Here is a 19002-nt window from a genome sequence, read left to right on the forward strand (position 1 = left end):
GAAAAACTGCACCTCCAATTGTTAGACTGTGTCTAACAATTGGGGTGCAGTTCATTTATACCTTTAAAACGCTCTTTTTTATTATTTCCCTTCCGTTACATAAGCCCACTTAAAGCTATATTCTGGACTGATGTTATGTTTCACAATTCCTTTAACATTCGGTTTCATTACATACGCTCTACCTGTTTGATATAAAGGAATTAATCCTGCATCTTCTTCAAGGAACAATTTCTCTGCTTTTCCTAACGTTTCCCAACGCTTCTTCGGATCAGACAATAATTCATTACCTGCTTTCGCTACCATTTCATCGTATTTTGGATTCGAATAACTCATTTGGTTATACGGGCTCTTCGATTCAAACATATCAATAAACGTCATTGGATCCGAATAATCCGGGCTCCAACCTGCAAATGAAACTTCATAATCTTGCGCTGACTCTAATTTCAGTTTTTGTTTGAACGGCTGAATTTTCGTGTTAACCGTTACACCTTTTAAGTTTTTCTCAATTTGATCTTTAAAATAGTCAGCAATTTTTTTCGCAGTTCCATCATCATAGCTTAGTAGTTCAATTGTCACTTGATCTTTTCCAAGTTCTTTTTTCGCCGCTTCCCAAGCTGCTGCACCTTTTTTCGGATCATATTTTAGACCATTTTTAAATGTATCTTGGTAATCTTTACCGTCAGGCCCTGTCGCAAGCCCTTTTGGTACTAATTGATCTGTTGCTTTTGAACCGTTATTTAAAATAACGTTCGCTAAGCCTTTTTTATCAATTGATAACGCAATTGCTTCACGTAGTTTTTTGCTCTTTAACGGTGTATCTTGTCCGTTACGCTTTTGATTTAAACGTAAGAAGAATGTACTTGCTTCTGAATACTCACCGTACTCCTCTTTGTTCGATTTATATTTATCAACGAATTCTCCTGATAATAGTGTAAAATCAATTGATCCTGTATCATATAAGTTTACTTTCGTCGCAACTTCTTTTACTACACTATAGTTAATTTCTTCTAATTTCACAGTCTTTTTATCCCAATACTGATCATTTTTCTTTAACTGCCATCCTTGTTCATGTTTCCATGACGCCATAACGAACGGTCCATTATACAACGTTGTATCTGCTTCTAAACCGAACTTATCCCCTTTTTCTTTTACGAACTTTTCATTTAAAGGATAGTACGATGGGAATGCCATTAAATTCAAGAAATACGGTACTGGCTTTTCTAATTCTACTTCTAGTGTATAATCATCTACCGCTTTTGCTCCTAAATCTGTTAGAGGTTTTTCACCTTTATTAATTGCTTCTGCATTTTTAATATAGAAAGCGATAAACGCATATTCTGCCGCTGTATTTTTATCAAGTAAGCGCTGCCATCCGTATACGAAATCTTTCGCTGTTACAGGATCACCGTTAGACCATTTTGCATCTTTACGTAGTTTAAATGTATATTTTTTGCCATCCTCGCTTTTCGTACTAGATTCTGCCACAGCTGGGATTGGCTTATTATCTTTATCAAGACGATATAATCCTTCCATTGTGTTCCCTAAAATTTGAGAACCTAATGTATCAGTAGATTTTGAAACATCCATCGTCGGAATTTCTTGATTTTCTGTACGATTTAATACTTGTTTCGCTGCGTATTTAATTTCAGCTTTTTTCTCTTCCCCACCACCACTAGACGTCGTAGTTGATTTCTTCTCCCCACCAGATCCAGAACACGCTGTCAACGCCATACTCATTGCTAAAACTGGCGCTACAACCGCCGTGAACTTTTTCATCTTTTTCTTCATTTTTGTACCCTCCCCAATTATATGTACGAAACCATCTTTGATAGACTTTCTAATAACTAGTTATCAGAAAATTCTTATTAATTAATATTCTACTATTTTTTCAAGTTTTGTAAAGTTATTTTTAAAATATTCTAAAAATTTTTTTGTGATAGTAACAAGTATTCTTTTTACAATTATCACTATACAAATTCTTCATTATATCTATCGTTTTATTTGCATGTAATCTCATAATAAAAAGAGCATTCCAAAAGTAAATAGTCTACTTTTGGAATGCTCTATCATTTATCTTTCTATTGTGGCCAACGAGATTCTCACTACAAAATAAGCTAATAAACTTGTATACATCTACTTAAAGATAACATTACTGTTTAAAAATTATTTTCCATCTTTTTCAGTCATATATGCCCACTTGAAGCTATACTCTGGACTGATGTTATGGTGAACGATGCCTTTTGCATTTGGTTTTTGAACATATGCATCACCACGTTGGTATAAAGGTACAAGCGCTACATCTTGCTCAAGAAGTAATTTCTCAGCTTTTCCTAGCTCTTCCCAACGTTTCTTCGCGTCACCCATTAATTCTCCGCCAGCTTTTTTGATCATATCATCATACTTTGAATCAGCGAAGCTCATTTGGTTATGAGAATGATTAGACTGGAACATATCTAAGAATGTCATTGGGTCAGCGTAGTCAGGTCCCCAACCAGCAAATGATAAATCATAATCTTGCTCTGTTTCTAATTTTAGCTTTTGTTTGAATGGCTGAAGTTTAATATTAACTGTTACACCTTTTAAGTTTTTCTCGATTTGGTCTTTTACATATTCTCCAACTTTTTTCGCATTACCAGTATCATAGTTTAATAGCTCAATTGTAACTTGGTCTTTTCCAAGTTCTTTTTTCGCTTCATTCCATGCAGCTGCTGCTTTTTTCGCATCTGGCTTAATACCATTTTTAAATGTTTCTTGGAAATCTTTACCGTCTGGACCACTTGCTAATCCTTTTGGTACTAAGAAGTCCGCAGGTTTAGATCCATCATTTAAAATTACATTTGATAGATTTTTCTTATCGATAGAAAGCGCGATTGCTTCACGTAATTTTTGGCTCTTTAATGGTGTATCTTGTCCGCCACGTTTTTGGTTCAGACGTAAGAAGTATGTGCTTACTTGTGAATATGTGCCAAACTCTTCTTTATTATTTCTATACTTATCAACGAATTCACCTGATAGAAGCGCAAAATCAATTGCATTTGTATCATATAAATTTACTCTTGTAGCTACTTCTTTTACTACACTATAGTTAATTTCATCTAGTTTTACAGTCTTTTTATCCCAATATTGGTCGTTTTTCTTTAATTTCCAACCTTGCTCATGCTTCCAATCAGTAAGAACGAACGGTCCGTTATATACTGTTGTATCAGACTCTAAACCGTATTTATCTCCTTTTTCCTTCACGAACTTCTCATTTAATGGATAGTACGATGGGAATGCTACTAAGTTTAAGAAGTATGGTACTGCTTGTTCTAATTCAACTTCTAAAGTAGTATCATCTACTGCCTTTACTCCTAGTTCTGTTACAGGTTTTTCACCTTTATTCACCGCTTCTGCATTTTTAATTGGGAATGCGATAAATGCATACTCAGCAGCTGTTTTTGGATCTAATAGACGTTGCCATGCATATGCGAAATCTTTCGCTGTTACAGGATCACCATTTGACCATTTTGCATCTTTACGTAGTTTAAATGTATATTTTTTACCATCCTCACTCTTCGTGCTTGATTCTGCAGCAGCTGGGATTGGTTTGTTATCTTTATCTAATCGATATAAACCTTCCATTGTGTTCCCTAAAATTTGAGAACCTAATGTATCTGTATTTTTAGAAGTATCCATTGTTGGAATCTCATTTGTTTCAGTACGATTTAGTACTTGTTTTGCTGCTAATTTCCCTTCTGATTTGCTATCTCCACCAGAGCTAGAATTCGTGCTTGTCTTCTTATCTCCACCTGATGTAGAACATGCTGTTAATGCCATACTCATTGCTAAAACTGGTACTACAACCGCTGTTAGTTTTTTCATTTTTTTCTTTTTCACTTTCTGTACCCTCCCTAATTCTTAACGCTCTCATTTAAGAATTTTCTGATAATTCTGTTTTTCTTTATATATTTATCAGAAGATTCTTATTAACTATTATTCTACTAATTTTTTGAGTTTTGTAAAGTGTTATTATTGAAAATTTTTAAAAAATTATTTTTTTACAGTAATATTCATAAAAATTCCATAATCTTTCGAAACACTATATCTCATTGAATTCTATGTATTGATTTAATAGTCTTTATATCCCTCCGCTACAAAACACTTGTAAATTATTGTTAATAAATAATGTATATCATAACAAACCTCTTTTCTACAAAAATAAAAAAGCAGACATTTCGCCTGCTTCAATTCTCCTCAATCTGCTTTTCACTTAATCCTAGATGTGTTCTAAGAGTATTACTCAAACTCTGTAGATCTTTTTTATTAGGATTATAATAATATACACGTTGCCCGTTTGGGCCATTAGGTAAATATAAATCATCACCAGCTAATTGTATTTTTTCAACTGAACCGTTTAAACCGTATTTATAAAAAGATAAAATATCATCCATTACTAAGTTTGTTTTAAAATCGCCGTCAACCGCCTCAACCATTTTTTCTAGTTTCGTAATCGAACCTATACTTTTTAATTTACTTAACATCGCTTCGATAACAAGCTGTTGGCGCTGACCTCTCATTGCATCACTATCAATATGACGCGTTCTTGCTAGTGCAAGTGCTTCTTCCCCATTTAATTTTTGTAATCCTTTTCTCAAATGGATCGCATCAGGTTCATCTTTACTATTTTGCTCCGTAAATTCGACTGGGACATCTACCTCAATACCATCTAACCCATCAACAATTTTAGTAAAGGAACCAAAATTAAATTTCACAAAATAATCAACAGGCACCTGTAACAATTTTTCTACCGCTTCCACAGAAGCTTGCGGTCCTCCATCTTTACCATTTTGAACGAAACCACTTCCATATGCATGGGTTATTTTATCTTTTTTCTTTTGAACTGGAACATATGTATATGTATCACGCGGTATGCTCGTTAATTTCACTGTTTTATCATCTTTATTAAAGGTGGCTAACAATAACGCATCTGTATGAAATGCACCATTATACTCCTTTTGTCGTTCTTGATTTTCATCAATTCCCATAATTAAAAGTGAAACATGATTTGCAATTGGCTTTACAGATTTCTCACGTAAATTGGATTTTTCACCTCGTGCTAAATTCAAATTAGATTTTTGTACGAGACTAGAAGTTTTCATATACACATAGGTTCCATAGCCAATTCCACCAAATAGTAATACCGCTAGTAGTAAACTTATTATCGTTTTCTTTTTATATTTTTGCTTATTTTTCTCTTCTCTTAAAGATGAATGATTCCTCATTTACTCTCCTCCTGTTTCTATTCATCCAATATGTTTTTCATTTTTTCATATTTAGCGCTATCCTTTTGAAACACACTTTCTTTCAATCCTTTATCTATTTGTATCCATTCAGTCGTAAGTGAATATTGAATCAAGCCTTCTTGAAAACTAAGAAATTTCAATATAATCCCTGTATTTTTCTCCACAACCATTTCGAATTTCCCTCTTAAATTTTCAGAGGTGCTAACAGGCATCTCTATGTTGATGACTCCTTCAATTTTGTAACAATCTAATCCAAGATATTTCGTTTCTTTATAATTCCAATCTTTATATCGAATTAACAAATCTGTGAATTCTGATTGAATACTATACTTAGCTAGTCCTACATATTCATCATCATATCGCCTTTTTTCACCTGATTTTTTCAATAACCTTTCCGTAGGATTTAATTTTAATAGTTCATTGTTTCTTTCTTTCGGGTTCCATTTTGTCTCTTTATAGGTATACTTCTCATCATCAAACTCTTTTTTCTTGCCCTCGTTATATATAATTGTTCGTTTTTTCGCTAGTTTATCTTCTTTCGAAGAGATACCTCTTTGTTTTTCCGTATCAATCGCATACTTATATGTTGTAGCAACTCTTGATGAGCTAGAATATTCCTCAAATTGTCCTGAAATATTTTTAAAATAATCAATAGAATCTAGCATCTTTTGATGAATCTTTTCTTTATCTGGATAATGTACATTCGATTTTATTTCTTCTTCATTTTCATAATCAGAAAACGCTTTTTTCTTTACATATTCAAATACTCCACCGTTTTGCGCAAAACTTTGGATAGAAAACTCAGACATAGATACCACTGAAAGTATACAAACCGCTGCACTAATTATCATCATATGAATTTTGTAACTCTTCTTTTTTACCTGAAGATTATGTAGTGTGCCATTAATCTTTTCATTTAACTCTGGAGGTACTATAACATTTTCATCTTTTATTCTCTTTTTTAATTTCTCATCAAATAATTTTTCATTATCCACCCTTTACACCCCCTATTCCATCTTTAATCGTTTTTGTAGTTGTTCCCTTGCGCGTGACAATCTGGATTTCACTGTTCCTTTTGGTACTTCTAAAAGCTTTGCTATACTCTCTTGATTCATATCTTCATAATAATAAAGCACCGTAACAGCTCTTAATTCTTCATGTAACGATTGAATCGCATTACACAAATCTATATCTTCATACTGATCACACGCACTCATATTGTAATCATTCTCTTCTGTCACAATTACATTTTTATACGCTCTAATAATATTGTTACACTCATTTATTAGTATTCGAATTAACCAAGTTTGAAAAAATTCTTCTTTTTTTAATTTTTTTATATTTTCATAGGCCTTTAAAATTGTTGTCTGTATCGCATCCTCTATATTTGTCTCATTACGTAACATCGCCTTTGCTATTCGATACATCTTCACTTTTTCTGTATGTATAAGCGCTATAAAGGCTTCATGATCACCTTTTTTCGCTAAAGAAACATCCGTTTCTTCTTTTATAATCATTTTATATAAAGGGATTACTTTCACAATTGCTCCTCCTGTTTCATCCTCACTTCATCACTTCCAATTTAACTTTACATGTATTAGACGTATGAACCTAGAAAAAGGTTCATTTTTTTGAATATTTTTTTAATTAAAAAGATAAATATCCTTTATAAGTGTTATGTGATAAACATACTAGTTTAAATTTACAAATAAAAAAAGCCCACTTTCTAGTGGACTTTCTACTTTATAACGGTAAATCCCTCTTCCTAAATACTACAATCGCTACTAAGAAAATACAAAGCGCTCCAGCAGTTAACCCTATACTTACCGGCCATATATTATACGTTCCTTCAGCGATTTCTTTCGGGCGAAACAGCGTGAATAATGATAGACTTCTCATCCACTCTAACTTATCACTTAATTTACCTACCATATCCAATACGAAAAATAAGATAGTTAAACTCGCTGAATAACTTAGTGCTTTTCTTTCGTCATTACATATACAAGAAAAGAAAAATGAATACGCACTAACGACTAAAAATATGAGCCCTCCGACTACATTTATCTTCAAAAATAATTCTTTATTTAAGTTATTATCTTGTAAAAACCATTCTGCACCTACTAACCCAGCTACATACGTAACAGATACAATAATCAGAAGTCCTAATATGAGAACAGTAGCTTGTGTAATAGCAATTTGCACTCTAGATACAGGTGTTGCTAGCAAGTATGCCATTGCTCCTTTATCTACATGACGAGCAATTAAATGTGTCGCAACTGTTACGCAAAAAATTGTTAAAATGATAATAAACAATAGACTATAGTATTCACCAGCTAAAAAATCCATTACGTTTTGAATCGGACTTTCCATACCAACGATTTTTTTCACACTATCAGGCATGGCAGCTATTAATTCATTTAGCCCTTTCGCTGATACCATTGACGGGAATATCCAAATTAATAACCACAAATATAAAGCCGCACCAGACGCATAACTCAAAATACTTTTTTGTGTTTCTTTCAAACTAGCTAAAAACAATTGCTTATTCATGCGTTATCCCTTCTTTCTTATCGTAATAATGCATAAATAAATGTTCTAAATCCATCGCTCTCGTTTGAAGTGCCGTTACATTATAGTTTGAAAGTGTTTGTAAAACAGTTTGATAGTTTCCTTGTACAATGATAGATGCCTCTCTGCCTTTTACCGCTTCAAATTGCAAATTACACTTTGTAAGGGACTCAATCTCTTCTTGTGATGATACTGTTACATCTATCACCTGTCTTCTCATACTTTGTAAATCGTGAATATTTTCAACCGTTACGAGTCGACCATCTTTAATAATAGCTACTCTGTCACAAGTTCTCTCAATTTCAGTAAAAATATGTGATGACATCAGGATTGTTTTTCCTCTTTGCTTTTCCTCTAATATTAAATCTATAAACACTTGCTGCATAAGTGGATCAAGTCCAGATGTTGGTTCATCTAAAATTAACACCTCTGGATCGTGCATAAATGCAGCGACTATCCCTACTTTTTGCTTCATTCCTTTAGACATTTTGCGAATCGGTGTTTTCACATCAAATTGCAGACGCTCTATCAGTTCATCTCGTCTTTTCGTATCCTTTAATCCACGCATTCCTTGCATTAATTTTAAAAACTCTAATCCGTTCATTCCTTCAATAAAAGAAATTTCACCCGGTAAATAACCAACTTCTCTTTGAATTTTCGCTGCTTCATTCCAACAATCTAATCCAAAAATTGTCGCTTTACCAGCTGTCGGTTTTATAAATCCCATTAAATTACGAATCGTCGTTGATTTCCCGGCACCATTCGGTCCTAAATAACCAAATACTTCTCCCTTTTTTACATCAAATGTAATATGAAACAAACCTTTTCCATTCGAAAACTGTTTTGTGACATCTTGAACTGAAATCATAATTCCACCTCATTTTTTGAAATATTTAATATGTGATATTTCAAAATTATTGTACTCCTCATCTTTCATATTCGCAACAACTTTTTGAAATATTTATTAGTCCATATTTCAAAATTATTGTTTTCCATTATTTTTTCTTGTATATTTTAAGTGAGGTGATTGCATTGAACGGCTTTGAAAGAGTAAAAGAAAAGAAAAAGCGTGCCATTAAAGAAGCAGCATTCGTATTATTTTCAGAACGTGGATTTAATGAAGTGAAAATAGAACATATCGCAAAAGAAGCAAACGTTTCTCAAGTTACAATTTATAATCATTTCGGAAGTAAAGATGCTTTATTTAGGGAGCTTATACAAGAATTTATCATATCTGAATTTCAATATTATAAAGAGCTTGCAGAAGAAAAATTACCTTTTCATGATATGATGCAAAAAATGATTGTAAGAAAAATGAATACTGGCGGGTTATTTCAACCTGATATGTTATTACAAATGATGCAAAGGGACGAAGAACTCCGTAAGTTTATTTATAGTTATCAAAATGAAAAAATCCTGCCCTGGTATTTAGAAATATTAGAACGAGCTCAGCGCAAAAATGAAATTAATCCACACCTTACTAAAGAAATGATGTTACTTTACATTCAAATGTTTACAAAATTAGGTGATGAATTTGGAGCACAACTTCTTGAAGGAGATCGTGAAAAACATATACAAGATATCGTTACGATGTTCTTTTATGGACTCTCCGTCCCAGAAAAATAATTTTTCTAAAGAACAAATAGAATCACCAAAAAGCCCTTTGGATATTTAAATCGTAAGGGCTTGTTCATATCAAAAATGACTAAAACTAACTTTATCTTAAAGAAGTTAAATGCTGCTTTATAGATAACACCTTACTATAGATTAACTCTTTTAGCATAACAGGCTGAATTGAAATAATCGTTTCACCGAAATTCATAACATAACTTGAAATAAAATCAAATTCTTGCTTGTTAAAATAGCCTGTTATAATGTAATTTTCATTTTCCTTTTGCATCTTCATGGAAGGATAATTCTCTTTATCAAAAATGTCTTTTCCTTTTTGATTAACAATGACACTAAAATCAATTGCATCAGGCTTTCTGTGAAAAGTAGTAAGATAACTTAGTAATTCTTCAAGATTTTTTGGATTAATATTGCTCGTTTCCACAATAGAAAGAATTTTATCACATCTAATTATTTGAACATTATTTGTATCAAAATTAAAGATTTTAGCATACCACTGGCCCAATTTAGATTCTACTCGAATAAATTGGGCAACCAATGCTTTCTCCTCACCTTTTTTTAAATATGTTAAATGATAAACTCGCTCAGCAAAAATCCCCTGTAAAATTTCTTTTAAGAACGGACTAAAATTACTATGATTTGTTACTTCAAAGGAAAGCGTTCGTTCCATAATTGAAATATTTTTACTCACATTATCAGGTAATACATGTTTAAATTTATTTTCAAGCGCAATACTTTCTACATTAAATGGTTTTGTCTTGTATCCATTTAGCGTAAGAATTGAAAAGTATAACGCATACATTTCATCCACACTAAAATAAATTGGCGATAAAACACTATTTCCTATAATTTTATAACTTCCATTTCTACCTAATTCAGAATATATAGGTACACCTATTTCTTCCAATGATTGAATATCTCGCAAAGCGGTACTTTTAGAAATATCATATCTAGCCATTAAATCTTTTAAATTAAAATATCTTTTATTATTTAAGAAAATAAGCATATCATTTATTCGTTCAGTTTTTTTCATATTTCCCTCCCAAAAAGGTGTCATGTATTGAAACCCTTTTAATCTATATTATAATTATCAACTAATAAAGGAGTTATATATTTATGACATTAGAAATAGCTATTTTTCTTTCAATGAATGGGCAAGCAAAGGAGGCGATTAACTTTTATACACGTAATCTAGAAGCCAAAAAGTTAATGATTGTTACGTATGAAGAACTGGTGAAAAGAGGTAGTTCTTTTAAAATTACAAGTGAAAATAAAGATCATATTGCTCACTCTGTTTTACAAATTGGGAATACAAAGCTAATGATAGCAGAAGATACAATGAAGCATAATGAACGTTATAACGTTGGAAATAACATGTCACTTTGCATTCAAAGCGCTAATTTAGAAGAGATACAAAGGTTTTATAATAATTTAATTTCCGATGAGCATGTGAAAATAATCTCTCCGCTAGAAAAAAATATATTTAGTGAAGCATATGGTATTATTGAAGATCCTTATGGCATACAAATCCAATTAATGTATGATAAACGACTAAACTAAATAATTAATCATATTCACATATTCCTAATAAAAAAGACACGAATTTCGTGTCTTTTTTATTTTATAGAAATGACTCTACCCTTTTCACTGCTTTCAATCGCTAATTGAATCAGTTTAATAACATCTAAACCTTCTTGTGCTGTTACAGGCAGTTTCTCACCATTTAATATACTATCTCGTACACCTTTATAATAATTGTCATAACAACCGACTTCTGTTGGAATACGCTCTAAGCTTTCTTCTGTTTCTAAAGTAGCAAAATTCTCTTCATCGTCTACTCCATAACCGTTATCACCTGGCTTCATTCCATTTTTTAATTGCTCTTCCTGCGAATCCATACCGCACTTCACGATAGAACCTTTCTCTCCATGCACTATAAAATGCGGTCCAGCTTTTTTCACATAACTACTACTACGTAAAATGACACGTTTAACTCCGTAATGAAGTACTATGTGGAAATAATCATCCACCTCTGCACCTGGTCGTTGTTTTATTACATCTGCACTTATCGCATCTGGTTTCCCGAATATTGATAACGCTTGGTCAATTAAATGCGATCCTAAATCGTATAATATACCGGAACCTGGTAGATTTTTTTCTCTCCATCGATCACGCACATGTGGACGGAAACGATCAAAATTCGATTCATATGCGTATACATTCCCTACTCTGTTTTCTTCTAACAATTTCTTAATTGTTAAGAAATCATTATCAAAACGACGATTATGATATACGCTTAACATTACATTATGCTGCTCTGCTAATGAAATAAGCTCTTCTCCTTCTTCAATTGAAACAACAAATGGTTTTTCTACAACAACATGCTTACCGTTTAAAATTGCTTCTTTTACATATGGAAAATGAGTTGTATTAGGTGATGTAATAACAACTAAGTCAACATCAGCTCGCTTCACCAATTCATCAATTGTACTCACAACATTAGCGTTTGGTAATGTTTCTTTTACTACCTCTTCTTTTGAGGATAATACAGCACGAATATCATATTCTTCTATCGTTTGTAATAGTGGGATATGAAATGTCGTACTAGAAAAACCAAATCCTACAATCCCTACACCTATTTTTTTCATGTTGTCCCTCCATTTGTCCCGCTTTAACGGGCAGTAAAATTCCTAACTCAAAATTCAGCGAAAGCTAAGAAATTAGGTGAGGAATCAACTGCTTGTTAAAGCCCGATTGGTTCAACTAATAATCAATGTGGATAAAGAAACTCCCCATTGATTAAAGTTCCACTTTATGAGAACGATTTCATTCAGTTATTATAACAAGATTATTATCATTTACATAATAAATTGCCTAGAAAAAAGCACCTTGCTACTATTCATAGCAAGATGCTTTTTTACTCCGGTCGTTTTTTCGTCCACGTTTCTACTACTTCACCAGTATCATTAACATCTAGCACTAGGCTACCATTACTATACCGGTCTTTATTTCGATACGCTTTCGGATCAATTTCTTCTACAATGTTTTTCTCTGTCTTCATGTAAACTAATTCATCGTCCCGAACAATTTCAATACCGACAATGCGGTACGGATTACGTTTTAACTCTTTGAAAATAACAAGACCTCGCTTTGCCCTCGTCGATTTCTCAATTTCTGATGCTTTTAGACGCTTTACAGCACCGCGCTGCGTTACGAGAATAAGTTGATCTTTGTCACCATTTAATGGTTTACCAGAAGCGACATAGTCATCTTCTTTTAAATTAATTGCTTTCACACCAGCAGCTCTTACACCGACTGGACTTACTTCATCTTCATGGAAAATAAGTGCATATGCACCATGTGTAGCAAGAACGATATCACTCGTTCCATCTGTCGCAAATATATCGACAACTTCATCACCTTTTTTCAAGTTTACAGCAACGAATGCCCTTGAATAACGCTGAACTTTATATTGATTTAATTCTGTTTTCTTTATCATACCATTTCGCGTTACAAATACGATAAATCGTTTTTCTTCCTCAAAGTTCGGTACAACCGTTGCCCAAATGATTGTTTCATCTCGGTCGAGTGAAACGATATTTGCAACGTGCTGACCTAAATCTTTCCAACGAATATCTGGCATTTCGTATACTGGAAGATATATATAGTTTCCTTTACTTGTGAATAAAAGAACTGTTTCAGTCGTATTCGTATCGAATCGTTCAAGTAAGATGTCACCCTCTTTCATACCGAAGTCTTTGCCGTTTGAGGCATTATGCGAGCGCCATCCAGTACGTTTCACATATCCTTCTTTCGTTACAGTAACGATGACATCTTCTTGTGGAATCATCACTTCTACGTCTATTTTAATTTCTTCAATTTGCTCTTCAATAATAGCACGGCGATCATCACTATATGTTTTCTTAACTCTCTTCAAATCAGTTTTAATGACTTGAAGTAATCTTTTTTCACTTTGTAAAATTGACTGTAGCTCTAGAATTTTCTTATTAAGCTCATCTGCTTCTTCTTGTAACGCCGTAATGTCTGTATTCGTTAAGCGATATAATTGCAAGGATACAATTGCTTCCGCTTGTGCTTCTGTAAAGCCAAATTTTGCACTTAAATTATCTTTCGCATTACGTTTATCTTTTGAAGCTCGAATTGTCTCGATTACTTGGTCTAAAATCGATAATGCTTTCTTTAAACCTTCTACAATATGTTGACGATTTTCTGCTTTTCTTAATTCATACTGTGAACGTCTCGTAATAACCTCTTTTTGATGTCCAATATAAGCATCCAAAATTTTCGGTAATGTCATAAGTGTTGGACGACGATTATTGATCGCTACCATATTAAAGTTATATGGAATTTGCAAATCTGTATTTTTATATAAATAATTTAAAATACCTTCGGCGTTTGCTTCTTTCTTTAATTCAACAACAATTCGTAAACCAGTACGATCTGTCTCATCACGTACTTCAGCAATACCATCTAACTTTTTATCTAGACGTAATTCATCCATTTTCTTTACAAGGTTCGCCTTATTCACTTCGTAAGGAATTTCAGTGATTACAATTTGTTGTTTCCCACCGCGTACTGTTTCAACTTCTGCTTTTCCGCGAATAATAATTTTACCTTTACCTGTTTCATACGCCTTTTTAATACCATCAATCCCTTGAATAATACCACCTGTTGGGAAATCTGGTCCTTTCATAACTGTTAATAAATCATCAACAGTACTATTTGGCTTATCAATACGCATCATTGTAGCGTCAATAACTTCTCCAAGATGATGCGGAGGAATTTCTGTTGCATAACCAGCGGAAATCCCTGTAGATCCGTTCACTAATAAATTCGGGAACGCTGCTGGTAATACAACTGGTTCTTCACTCGTATCATCAAAGTTTGACACGAATTCAACTGTTTCTTTATCAAGATCACGTAATAATTCAGATGCGATTGGTGATAAACGAGCTTCCGTATAACGCATTGCTGCCGCTGGATCCCCATCAACACTACCGTTATTACCATGCATTTCAACTAAAACATTACGTACTTTCCAAGTTTGGCTTAAGCGTACCATTGCCTCATATACAGAGGAATCTCCATGTGGATGATAATTACCAATAACGTTACCTACTGTTTTAGCTGATTTACGAAACGCTTTATCATGTACATTACCTTCTACATACATAGAATATAAAATACGTCTTTGTACTGGCTTTAAGCCATCACGTGCATCTGGAAGTGCACGATCTTGAATAATATATTTACTATAACGTGCAAAACGATCACCTAACACGTCTTCAAGCGGGAGGTCATGAAACTTCTCTGCTTGCATGTTATTCCACCTCCGTCTCCATAATCATTTCATTTTCTAAAATATTTCCTTCTTCTTGCATACCAAACTGTACATTACGTTCAATCCATTTACGGCGTGGTTCTACTTTATCGCCCATTAATGTTGTAACGCGACGCTCTGCTCTTGCTGCATCATCAATTTTCACGCGAATTAATGTACGCGTTTCAGGATTCATTGTTGTTTCCCATAATTGATCCGCATTCATTTCACCAAGTCCTTTATAACGTTGTAACATATAGCCTTTGCCAACTTTTTTCGTTACACCGTCTAATTCCTCATCTGACCAAGCGTATTCAATTACCTCACTCTTACCTTTTCCTTTACTTACTTTGTATAAAGGAGGAAGTGCGATAAACACTTTACCAGCTTCGATAAGTGGCTTCATATATCTGTAGAAGAACGTTAATAACAATACTTGAATATGAGCTCCATCCGTATCGGCATCGGTCATAATTACAACTTTATCGTAGTTAATATCTTCAACATCAAATTCATTTCCTACACCGCCGCCAATCGCATAAATGATTGTATTAATCTCTTCATTTTTAAAGATATCAGCAAGCTTTGCTTTCTCTGTATTAATTACTTTACCACGTAACGGTAATACGGCCTGGAAACGACGGTCTCGTCCTTGTTTCGCTGAACCACCGGCAGAGTCACCCTCTACTAAATACAATTCGTTTTTCTGAGGATTACGTGATTGTGCAGGTGTTAACTTCCCGCTTAACGTACCTTCTGATTTTTTCTTCTTCTTACCACTACGTGCTTCTTCTCTCGCTTTACGAGCAGCCTCACGTGCTTGCGCTGCTTTAACTGCCTTTCTCACAAGAAGTGTAGCTACATCCGGGTTTTCCTCTAAAAAGTAAGCTAAATGCTCTGATACAATGGCATCAATAGAAGAACGAGCTTCACTTGTACCAAGTTTCCCCTTCGTTTGTCCTTCAAACTGAAGTACTTCTTCTGGTACACGTACAGAAACGATAGCTGCTACACCTTCACGAATATCTGTACCTTCTAAATTTTTATCTTTTTCTTTTAATAATGAAACTTTACGAGCATACTCATTGAACACACGCGTCATTGCTGTTTTAAATCCAGCTTCGTGTGTTCCACCATCTTTTGTACGTACGTTATTTACAAACGAAAGAATATTTTCTGAGTAACCATCATTAAACTGGAATGCTAGTTCTGCTTCAATCCCGTTTTGTTCACCAGTGAAGTATACAACCGGGTGAATTGAATCTTTTTCTTCGTTTAAATATGAAACGAAAGCTTCAATTCCTGTTTCATAATGAAATACATCCTCTAAATCATTACGTTCGTCTTTTATCGAGATTTTCATTCCTTTTAATAAGAATGCAGATTCACGTAATCTCTCACATAATGTTTCATAATTATAATTTGTCGTGCTGAAAATCGTTGTATCTGGTTTGAAGTGCATTGTCGTACCAGACTCTTTTGTTTTCCCGATTTTCTCTAACGTCGTTGCAGGAACGCCACCATTTTCAAAGCGTTGTTCATAAATGCTACCATCACGTTTAATTGTTACTACTAACCATTCTGACAAGGCGTTTACAACTGATGCCCCAACACCGTGTAAACCACCACTCGTTTTATAGCCACCTTGACCAAACTTACCACCTGCATGAAGTACAGTTAAAATAACTTCAGGTGTAGGTTTCCCAAGTTTATGCATTCCCGTAGGCATTCCTCGCCCTTTATCTATAACGCTAATACTATTATCTTTATGTATTACGACTGAAATTTCGTCGCCAAATCCCGCTAACGCTTCGTCAACGGAGTTATCTACTATTTCATATACTAAATGATGCAATCCACGGCTATCCGTACTCCCGATATACATACCCGGGCGTTTTCGAACGGCTTCAAGTCCTTCTAACACTTGAATCGCATCTTCATTATATTGGAACTGATGCTTCGCCAAACTCCTTGCCCCTTTCCTAATCCAAAATCAGAACATATGTTTCTATTATAGAATAACGCCTCGACTATAGTTTTGGCAAGTTATCTTATCTCTTTTATATACCATCTTCAATAGAAAAATCCTTGTTTTCTCACAAGGATTCCTCTAGGCTACTATTTCAGAAAAATAATCGTTTGTCAACGAGAAATGGATATGTATTCCAAGATTACACATTCCAAACCTTTATTATGATCCAAATGATCAAGATCCAAAATGGGATTACAAATAACAATCCCCAAAAACAGCCTTTAAAAAATCTCATGATGAACACCTCGTTCATCGGCCCTACTTATCTATAATGAGGGCTGAATCAATCTTTCTACCTTTAAATCTATACTATTTTGTCATCGCATGTTCTACTTTAATACAACGATCCATTATTACAGTATAGTCTTTTTCTTTTAAAAATTTATATGTATCTTCATCTTGTACTCCTAATTGTGCCCAAAAAACATCTGCATCAATCTCTACAAATTCTTTTGCAACATCCATTAAAAACTCTGAGCGACGAAATACATTTACAATGTCAACGTGTTCCTTAATATCCTTTAGTGAAGAAACTGCCTTTTCTCCAAGCACCTCATCTACTGTTGGATTAACTGGAATAATGCGGTATCCAGCATCTTGCATTGCTTTTGAAACCATATACGATGTACGTTCTGGCTTATCTGATAATCCAACAACCGCAATTGTTTTGCTTTTCTTTAATACTTCACCAATTTCCGTACGAGTTGGGTTTTCAATTGTCATAATTAATCCCTCCTATTCCTTTAGTATAGCCGATAAAGAAAGTCTCTTTCAATATGAAAGAGACTTTCTTTTATTTCGATTATTGATTCTTTGTAGCTGAATTATCTGCTAAAGTAGCTGTTTTCGTCATTTTTTGACCGTTACGATAGAAAGTAACTTCTACTTTCTCGCCTACTTTTTTCTTCTCATATAAATATTTACGGAATTGAAGTGAGTTTTCTACTTTTTGATCATCTAATGCTACTACAATATCATATTGCTCTAAACCAGCTTTTTCTGCCGGTGATATTGGATAAATTTTACCTAATACAACACCATTAGTTACTTCTTTCGGTACTTTCAATTGATTGACTGCATAAGCTTGCACATCTTCTAACGAAACGACACCTACTCCAAGAGCTGGACGTTTTACTACTCCGTCTTTTTCAAGTGATTCAATAACTGGCTTTGCGATATTAATTGGAATAGCAAATCCAATTCCTTCAACTTCTTGTTGTGCAATTTTACTTGAATTAATCCCAATTATTTCACCGTTTTGGTTAAATAATGCACCACCACTATTACCAGGGTTAATCGCTGCATCAGTTTGAATAACTTGTGCTTGCCAATCTGGGCGTTTATCGCCATCAATATCAACTGGGATTTCGCGTTCTTTACTACTGATTATACCTTCCGTTACACTTCCGTCAAATCCAAGTGGGTTACCGATTGCAATTGCTTTTTCACCCGCACGGATTTTACTTGAGTCACCTAAAGTTGCAACTTTATTCACATTAGATCCGTCAATTTCAACAACAGCTAAATCTAACCAAGGATCTTTCCCTACTAACTTTGCATCTACCTTTTTACCATCACTTAGTTTTACAGCAAGTTTATTTGCTCCATCTACTACGTGGTTGTTTGTTACAATATATGCTTTATTTCCTGCTTTTTTATAAATAACACCTGATCCTGAACCAGCTTGTTGTTCTTGACCTGTCGGTTGCATCGCAAATGGATCAACACTTTGTTGCATATTAATAACACCTACAACAACATCTTTCGCCCCTTCAATCATACCAGGTAAATCAGTTTCATTTTTCGCTTTATTTACAACTGGAACTACAGTACCTTCTACTTTTGAATCCGAACTAAATGATGATACTGGCGCTCCATTATTTTGAGCCCATGGCATATATGGTGCTGCAAAACTAATCGAAACCGCTCCGACTACAGCCCCCACTAAACCTGTGAAGAAATAGCCTTTTTTACTACCTGATTTTCTCACTTCTCTCGTTTCACTATGCTCTTCATTTAAATTTGGTCCGTCGTAATATCCCATGTTTTATTTCCCCTCTCTGGTGAATTCGTATTTTCAGTATAGTCACGTTTTGTGTCCTTCTTGTGAACTCATCGTGAAATCCAATTAAAAAAATACTCCTATCTAA

General features: G+C 34.0%; 15 protein-coding genes. 2 read left to right on the plus strand and 13 right to left on the minus strand.

The genetic code is table 11. From position 1 onward, the window contains the following. Nucleotides 1-81: 81 nt before the first annotated feature. The 7 genes from ACODS7_RS03810 to ACODS7_RS03840 form a co-directional block, all read right to left on the minus strand. Complete coding sequence (locus tag ACODS7_RS03810; RefSeq protein WP_000728442.1) at nucleotides 82-1788, minus strand: peptide ABC transporter substrate-binding protein; 1707 nt, start codon at nucleotides 1786-1788, stop codon at nucleotides 82-84. 375 nt (nucleotides 1789-2163) lie between these two features. Then, nucleotides 2164-3876 carry a peptide ABC transporter substrate-binding protein gene (locus ACODS7_RS03815; protein ID WP_243168276.1) on the minus strand — a complete coding sequence of 571 codons (1713 nt, stop codon included), beginning with the start codon at nucleotides 3874-3876 and terminating at the stop codon, nucleotides 2164-2166. Between the two features lie 347 nt (nucleotides 3877-4223). Next, on the minus strand, nucleotides 4224-5261 hold the full coding sequence (locus ACODS7_RS03820) for an LCP family protein (protein ID WP_029443023.1): 1038 nt from the start codon (nucleotides 5259-5261) through the stop codon (nucleotides 4224-4226). Nucleotides 5262-5278: 17 nt separating this feature from the next. Further along, on the minus strand, nucleotides 5279-6277 hold the full coding sequence (locus tag ACODS7_RS03825; protein ID WP_029443024.1) for a hypothetical protein: 999 nt from the start codon (nucleotides 6275-6277) through the stop codon (nucleotides 5279-5281). A 12-nt stretch (nucleotides 6278-6289) separates the two neighbouring features. Then, nucleotides 6290-6823 (minus strand): sigma-70 family RNA polymerase sigma factor, encoded by a 534-nt coding sequence (locus tag ACODS7_RS03830; protein WP_029443025.1) that lies wholly within the window; start codon nucleotides 6821-6823, stop codon nucleotides 6290-6292. A 202-nt stretch (nucleotides 6824-7025) separates the two neighbouring features. Further along, nucleotides 7026-7832: an ABC transporter permease subunit gene (locus tag ACODS7_RS03835; RefSeq protein ID WP_016080684.1), complete on the minus strand. Its 807-nt coding sequence runs from the start codon at nucleotides 7830-7832 to the stop codon at nucleotides 7026-7028. Further along, nucleotides 7825-8718: an ABC transporter ATP-binding protein gene (locus ACODS7_RS03840; protein WP_029443026.1), complete on the minus strand. Its 894-nt coding sequence runs from the start codon at nucleotides 8716-8718 to the stop codon at nucleotides 7825-7827. The genes ACODS7_RS03835 and ACODS7_RS03840 overlap by 8 nt, the downstream gene beginning before the upstream one ends. 155 nt (nucleotides 8719-8873) lie before the next feature. Here ACODS7_RS03840 and ACODS7_RS03845 point away from each other — a divergent pair, with 155 nt between their 5' ends. After that, nucleotides 8874-9476 carry a TetR/AcrR family transcriptional regulator gene (locus ACODS7_RS03845; RefSeq protein WP_003309799.1) on the plus strand — a complete coding sequence of 201 codons (603 nt, stop codon included), beginning with the start codon at nucleotides 8874-8876 and terminating at the stop codon, nucleotides 9474-9476. A 91-nt stretch (nucleotides 9477-9567) separates the two neighbouring features. On the opposite strand, the gene ACODS7_RS03850 is transcribed toward ACODS7_RS03845, so the two are convergent. Beyond that, on the minus strand, nucleotides 9568-10536 hold the full coding sequence (locus tag ACODS7_RS03850) for a helix-turn-helix transcriptional regulator (protein WP_243168274.1): 969 nt from the start codon (nucleotides 10534-10536) through the stop codon (nucleotides 9568-9570). Nucleotides 10537-10595: 59 nt separating this feature from the next. Here ACODS7_RS03850 and ACODS7_RS03855 point away from each other — a divergent pair, with 59 nt between their 5' ends. Beyond that, nucleotides 10596-11039 (plus strand): VOC family protein, encoded by a 444-nt coding sequence (locus ACODS7_RS03855; RefSeq protein ID WP_016080681.1) that lies wholly within the window; start codon nucleotides 10596-10598, stop codon nucleotides 11037-11039. A gap of 56 nt (nucleotides 11040-11095) precedes the next feature. Here ACODS7_RS03855 and ACODS7_RS03860 read toward each other — a convergent pair whose 3' ends face one another. The 5 genes from ACODS7_RS03860 to ACODS7_RS03880 form a co-directional block, all read right to left on the minus strand. Continuing rightward, nucleotides 11096-12127, minus strand: a complete 1032-nt coding sequence (locus ACODS7_RS03860) for an oxidoreductase (protein ID WP_016080680.1) — start codon at nucleotides 12125-12127, stop codon at nucleotides 11096-11098. A 269-nt stretch (nucleotides 12128-12396) separates the two neighbouring features. Beyond that, nucleotides 12397-14820 (minus strand): DNA topoisomerase IV subunit A, encoded by a 2424-nt coding sequence (parC, locus tag ACODS7_RS03865; RefSeq protein WP_016080679.1) that lies wholly within the window; start codon nucleotides 14818-14820, stop codon nucleotides 12397-12399. 1 nt (nucleotide 14821) lies between these two features. After that, complete coding sequence (gene parE / locus ACODS7_RS03870; RefSeq protein ID WP_016080678.1) at nucleotides 14822-16786, minus strand: DNA topoisomerase IV subunit B; 1965 nt, start codon at nucleotides 16784-16786, stop codon at nucleotides 14822-14824. A gap of 375 nt (nucleotides 16787-17161) precedes the next feature. After that, nucleotides 17162-17575, minus strand: a complete 414-nt coding sequence (locus ACODS7_RS03875; protein ID WP_000151387.1) for a CoA-binding protein — start codon at nucleotides 17573-17575, stop codon at nucleotides 17162-17164. A gap of 79 nt (nucleotides 17576-17654) precedes the next feature. Beyond that, nucleotides 17655-18896 carry a S1C family serine protease gene (locus ACODS7_RS03880; protein ID WP_016080677.1) on the minus strand — a complete coding sequence of 414 codons (1242 nt, stop codon included), beginning with the start codon at nucleotides 18894-18896 and terminating at the stop codon, nucleotides 17655-17657. Between the last annotated feature and the right edge of the window lie 106 nt (nucleotides 18897-19002).

The sequence above is a fragment of the Bacillus sp. FG16 genome, from assembly GCF_057809515.1.

What these genes read in the sequence shown, in the direction of transcription:
- ACODS7_RS03810 (WP_000728442.1), bottom strand. Translation starts at nt 1,788, where the DNA reads ATGAAGAAAAAGATGAAAAAGTTCACGGCGGTTGTAGCGCCAGTTTTA.
- ACODS7_RS03820 (WP_029443023.1), bottom strand. Translation starts at nt 5,261, where the DNA reads ATGAGGAATCATTCATCTTTAAGAGAAGAGAAAAATAAGCAAAAATAT.
- ACODS7_RS03835 (WP_016080684.1), bottom strand. Translation starts at nt 7,832, where the DNA reads ATGAATAAGCAATTGTTTTTAGCTAGTTTGAAAGAAACACAAAAAAGT.
- ACODS7_RS03840 (WP_029443026.1), bottom strand. Translation starts at nt 8,718, where the DNA reads ATGATTTCAGTTCAAGATGTCACAAAACAGTTTTCGAATGGAAAAGGT.
- ACODS7_RS03850 (WP_243168274.1), bottom strand. Translation starts at nt 10,536, where the DNA reads ATGACACCTTTTTGGGAGGGAAATATGAAAAAAACTGAACGAATAAAT.
- ACODS7_RS03855 (WP_016080681.1), top strand. Translation starts at nt 10,596, where the DNA reads ATGACATTAGAAATAGCTATTTTTCTTTCAATGAATGGGCAAGCAAAG.
- ACODS7_RS03860 (WP_016080680.1), bottom strand. Translation starts at nt 12,127, where the DNA reads ATGAAAAAAATAGGTGTAGGGATTGTAGGATTTGGTTTTTCTAGTACG.
- parC (WP_016080679.1), bottom strand. Translation starts at nt 14,820, where the DNA reads ATGCAAGCAGAGAAGTTTCATGACCTCCCGCTTGAAGACGTGTTAGGT.
- ACODS7_RS03875 (WP_000151387.1), bottom strand. Translation starts at nt 17,575, where the DNA reads ATGACAATTGAAAACCCAACTCGTACGGAAATTGGTGAAGTATTAAAG.
- ACODS7_RS03880 (WP_016080677.1), bottom strand. Translation starts at nt 18,896, where the DNA reads ATGGGATATTACGACGGACCAAATTTAAATGAAGAGCATAGTGAAACG.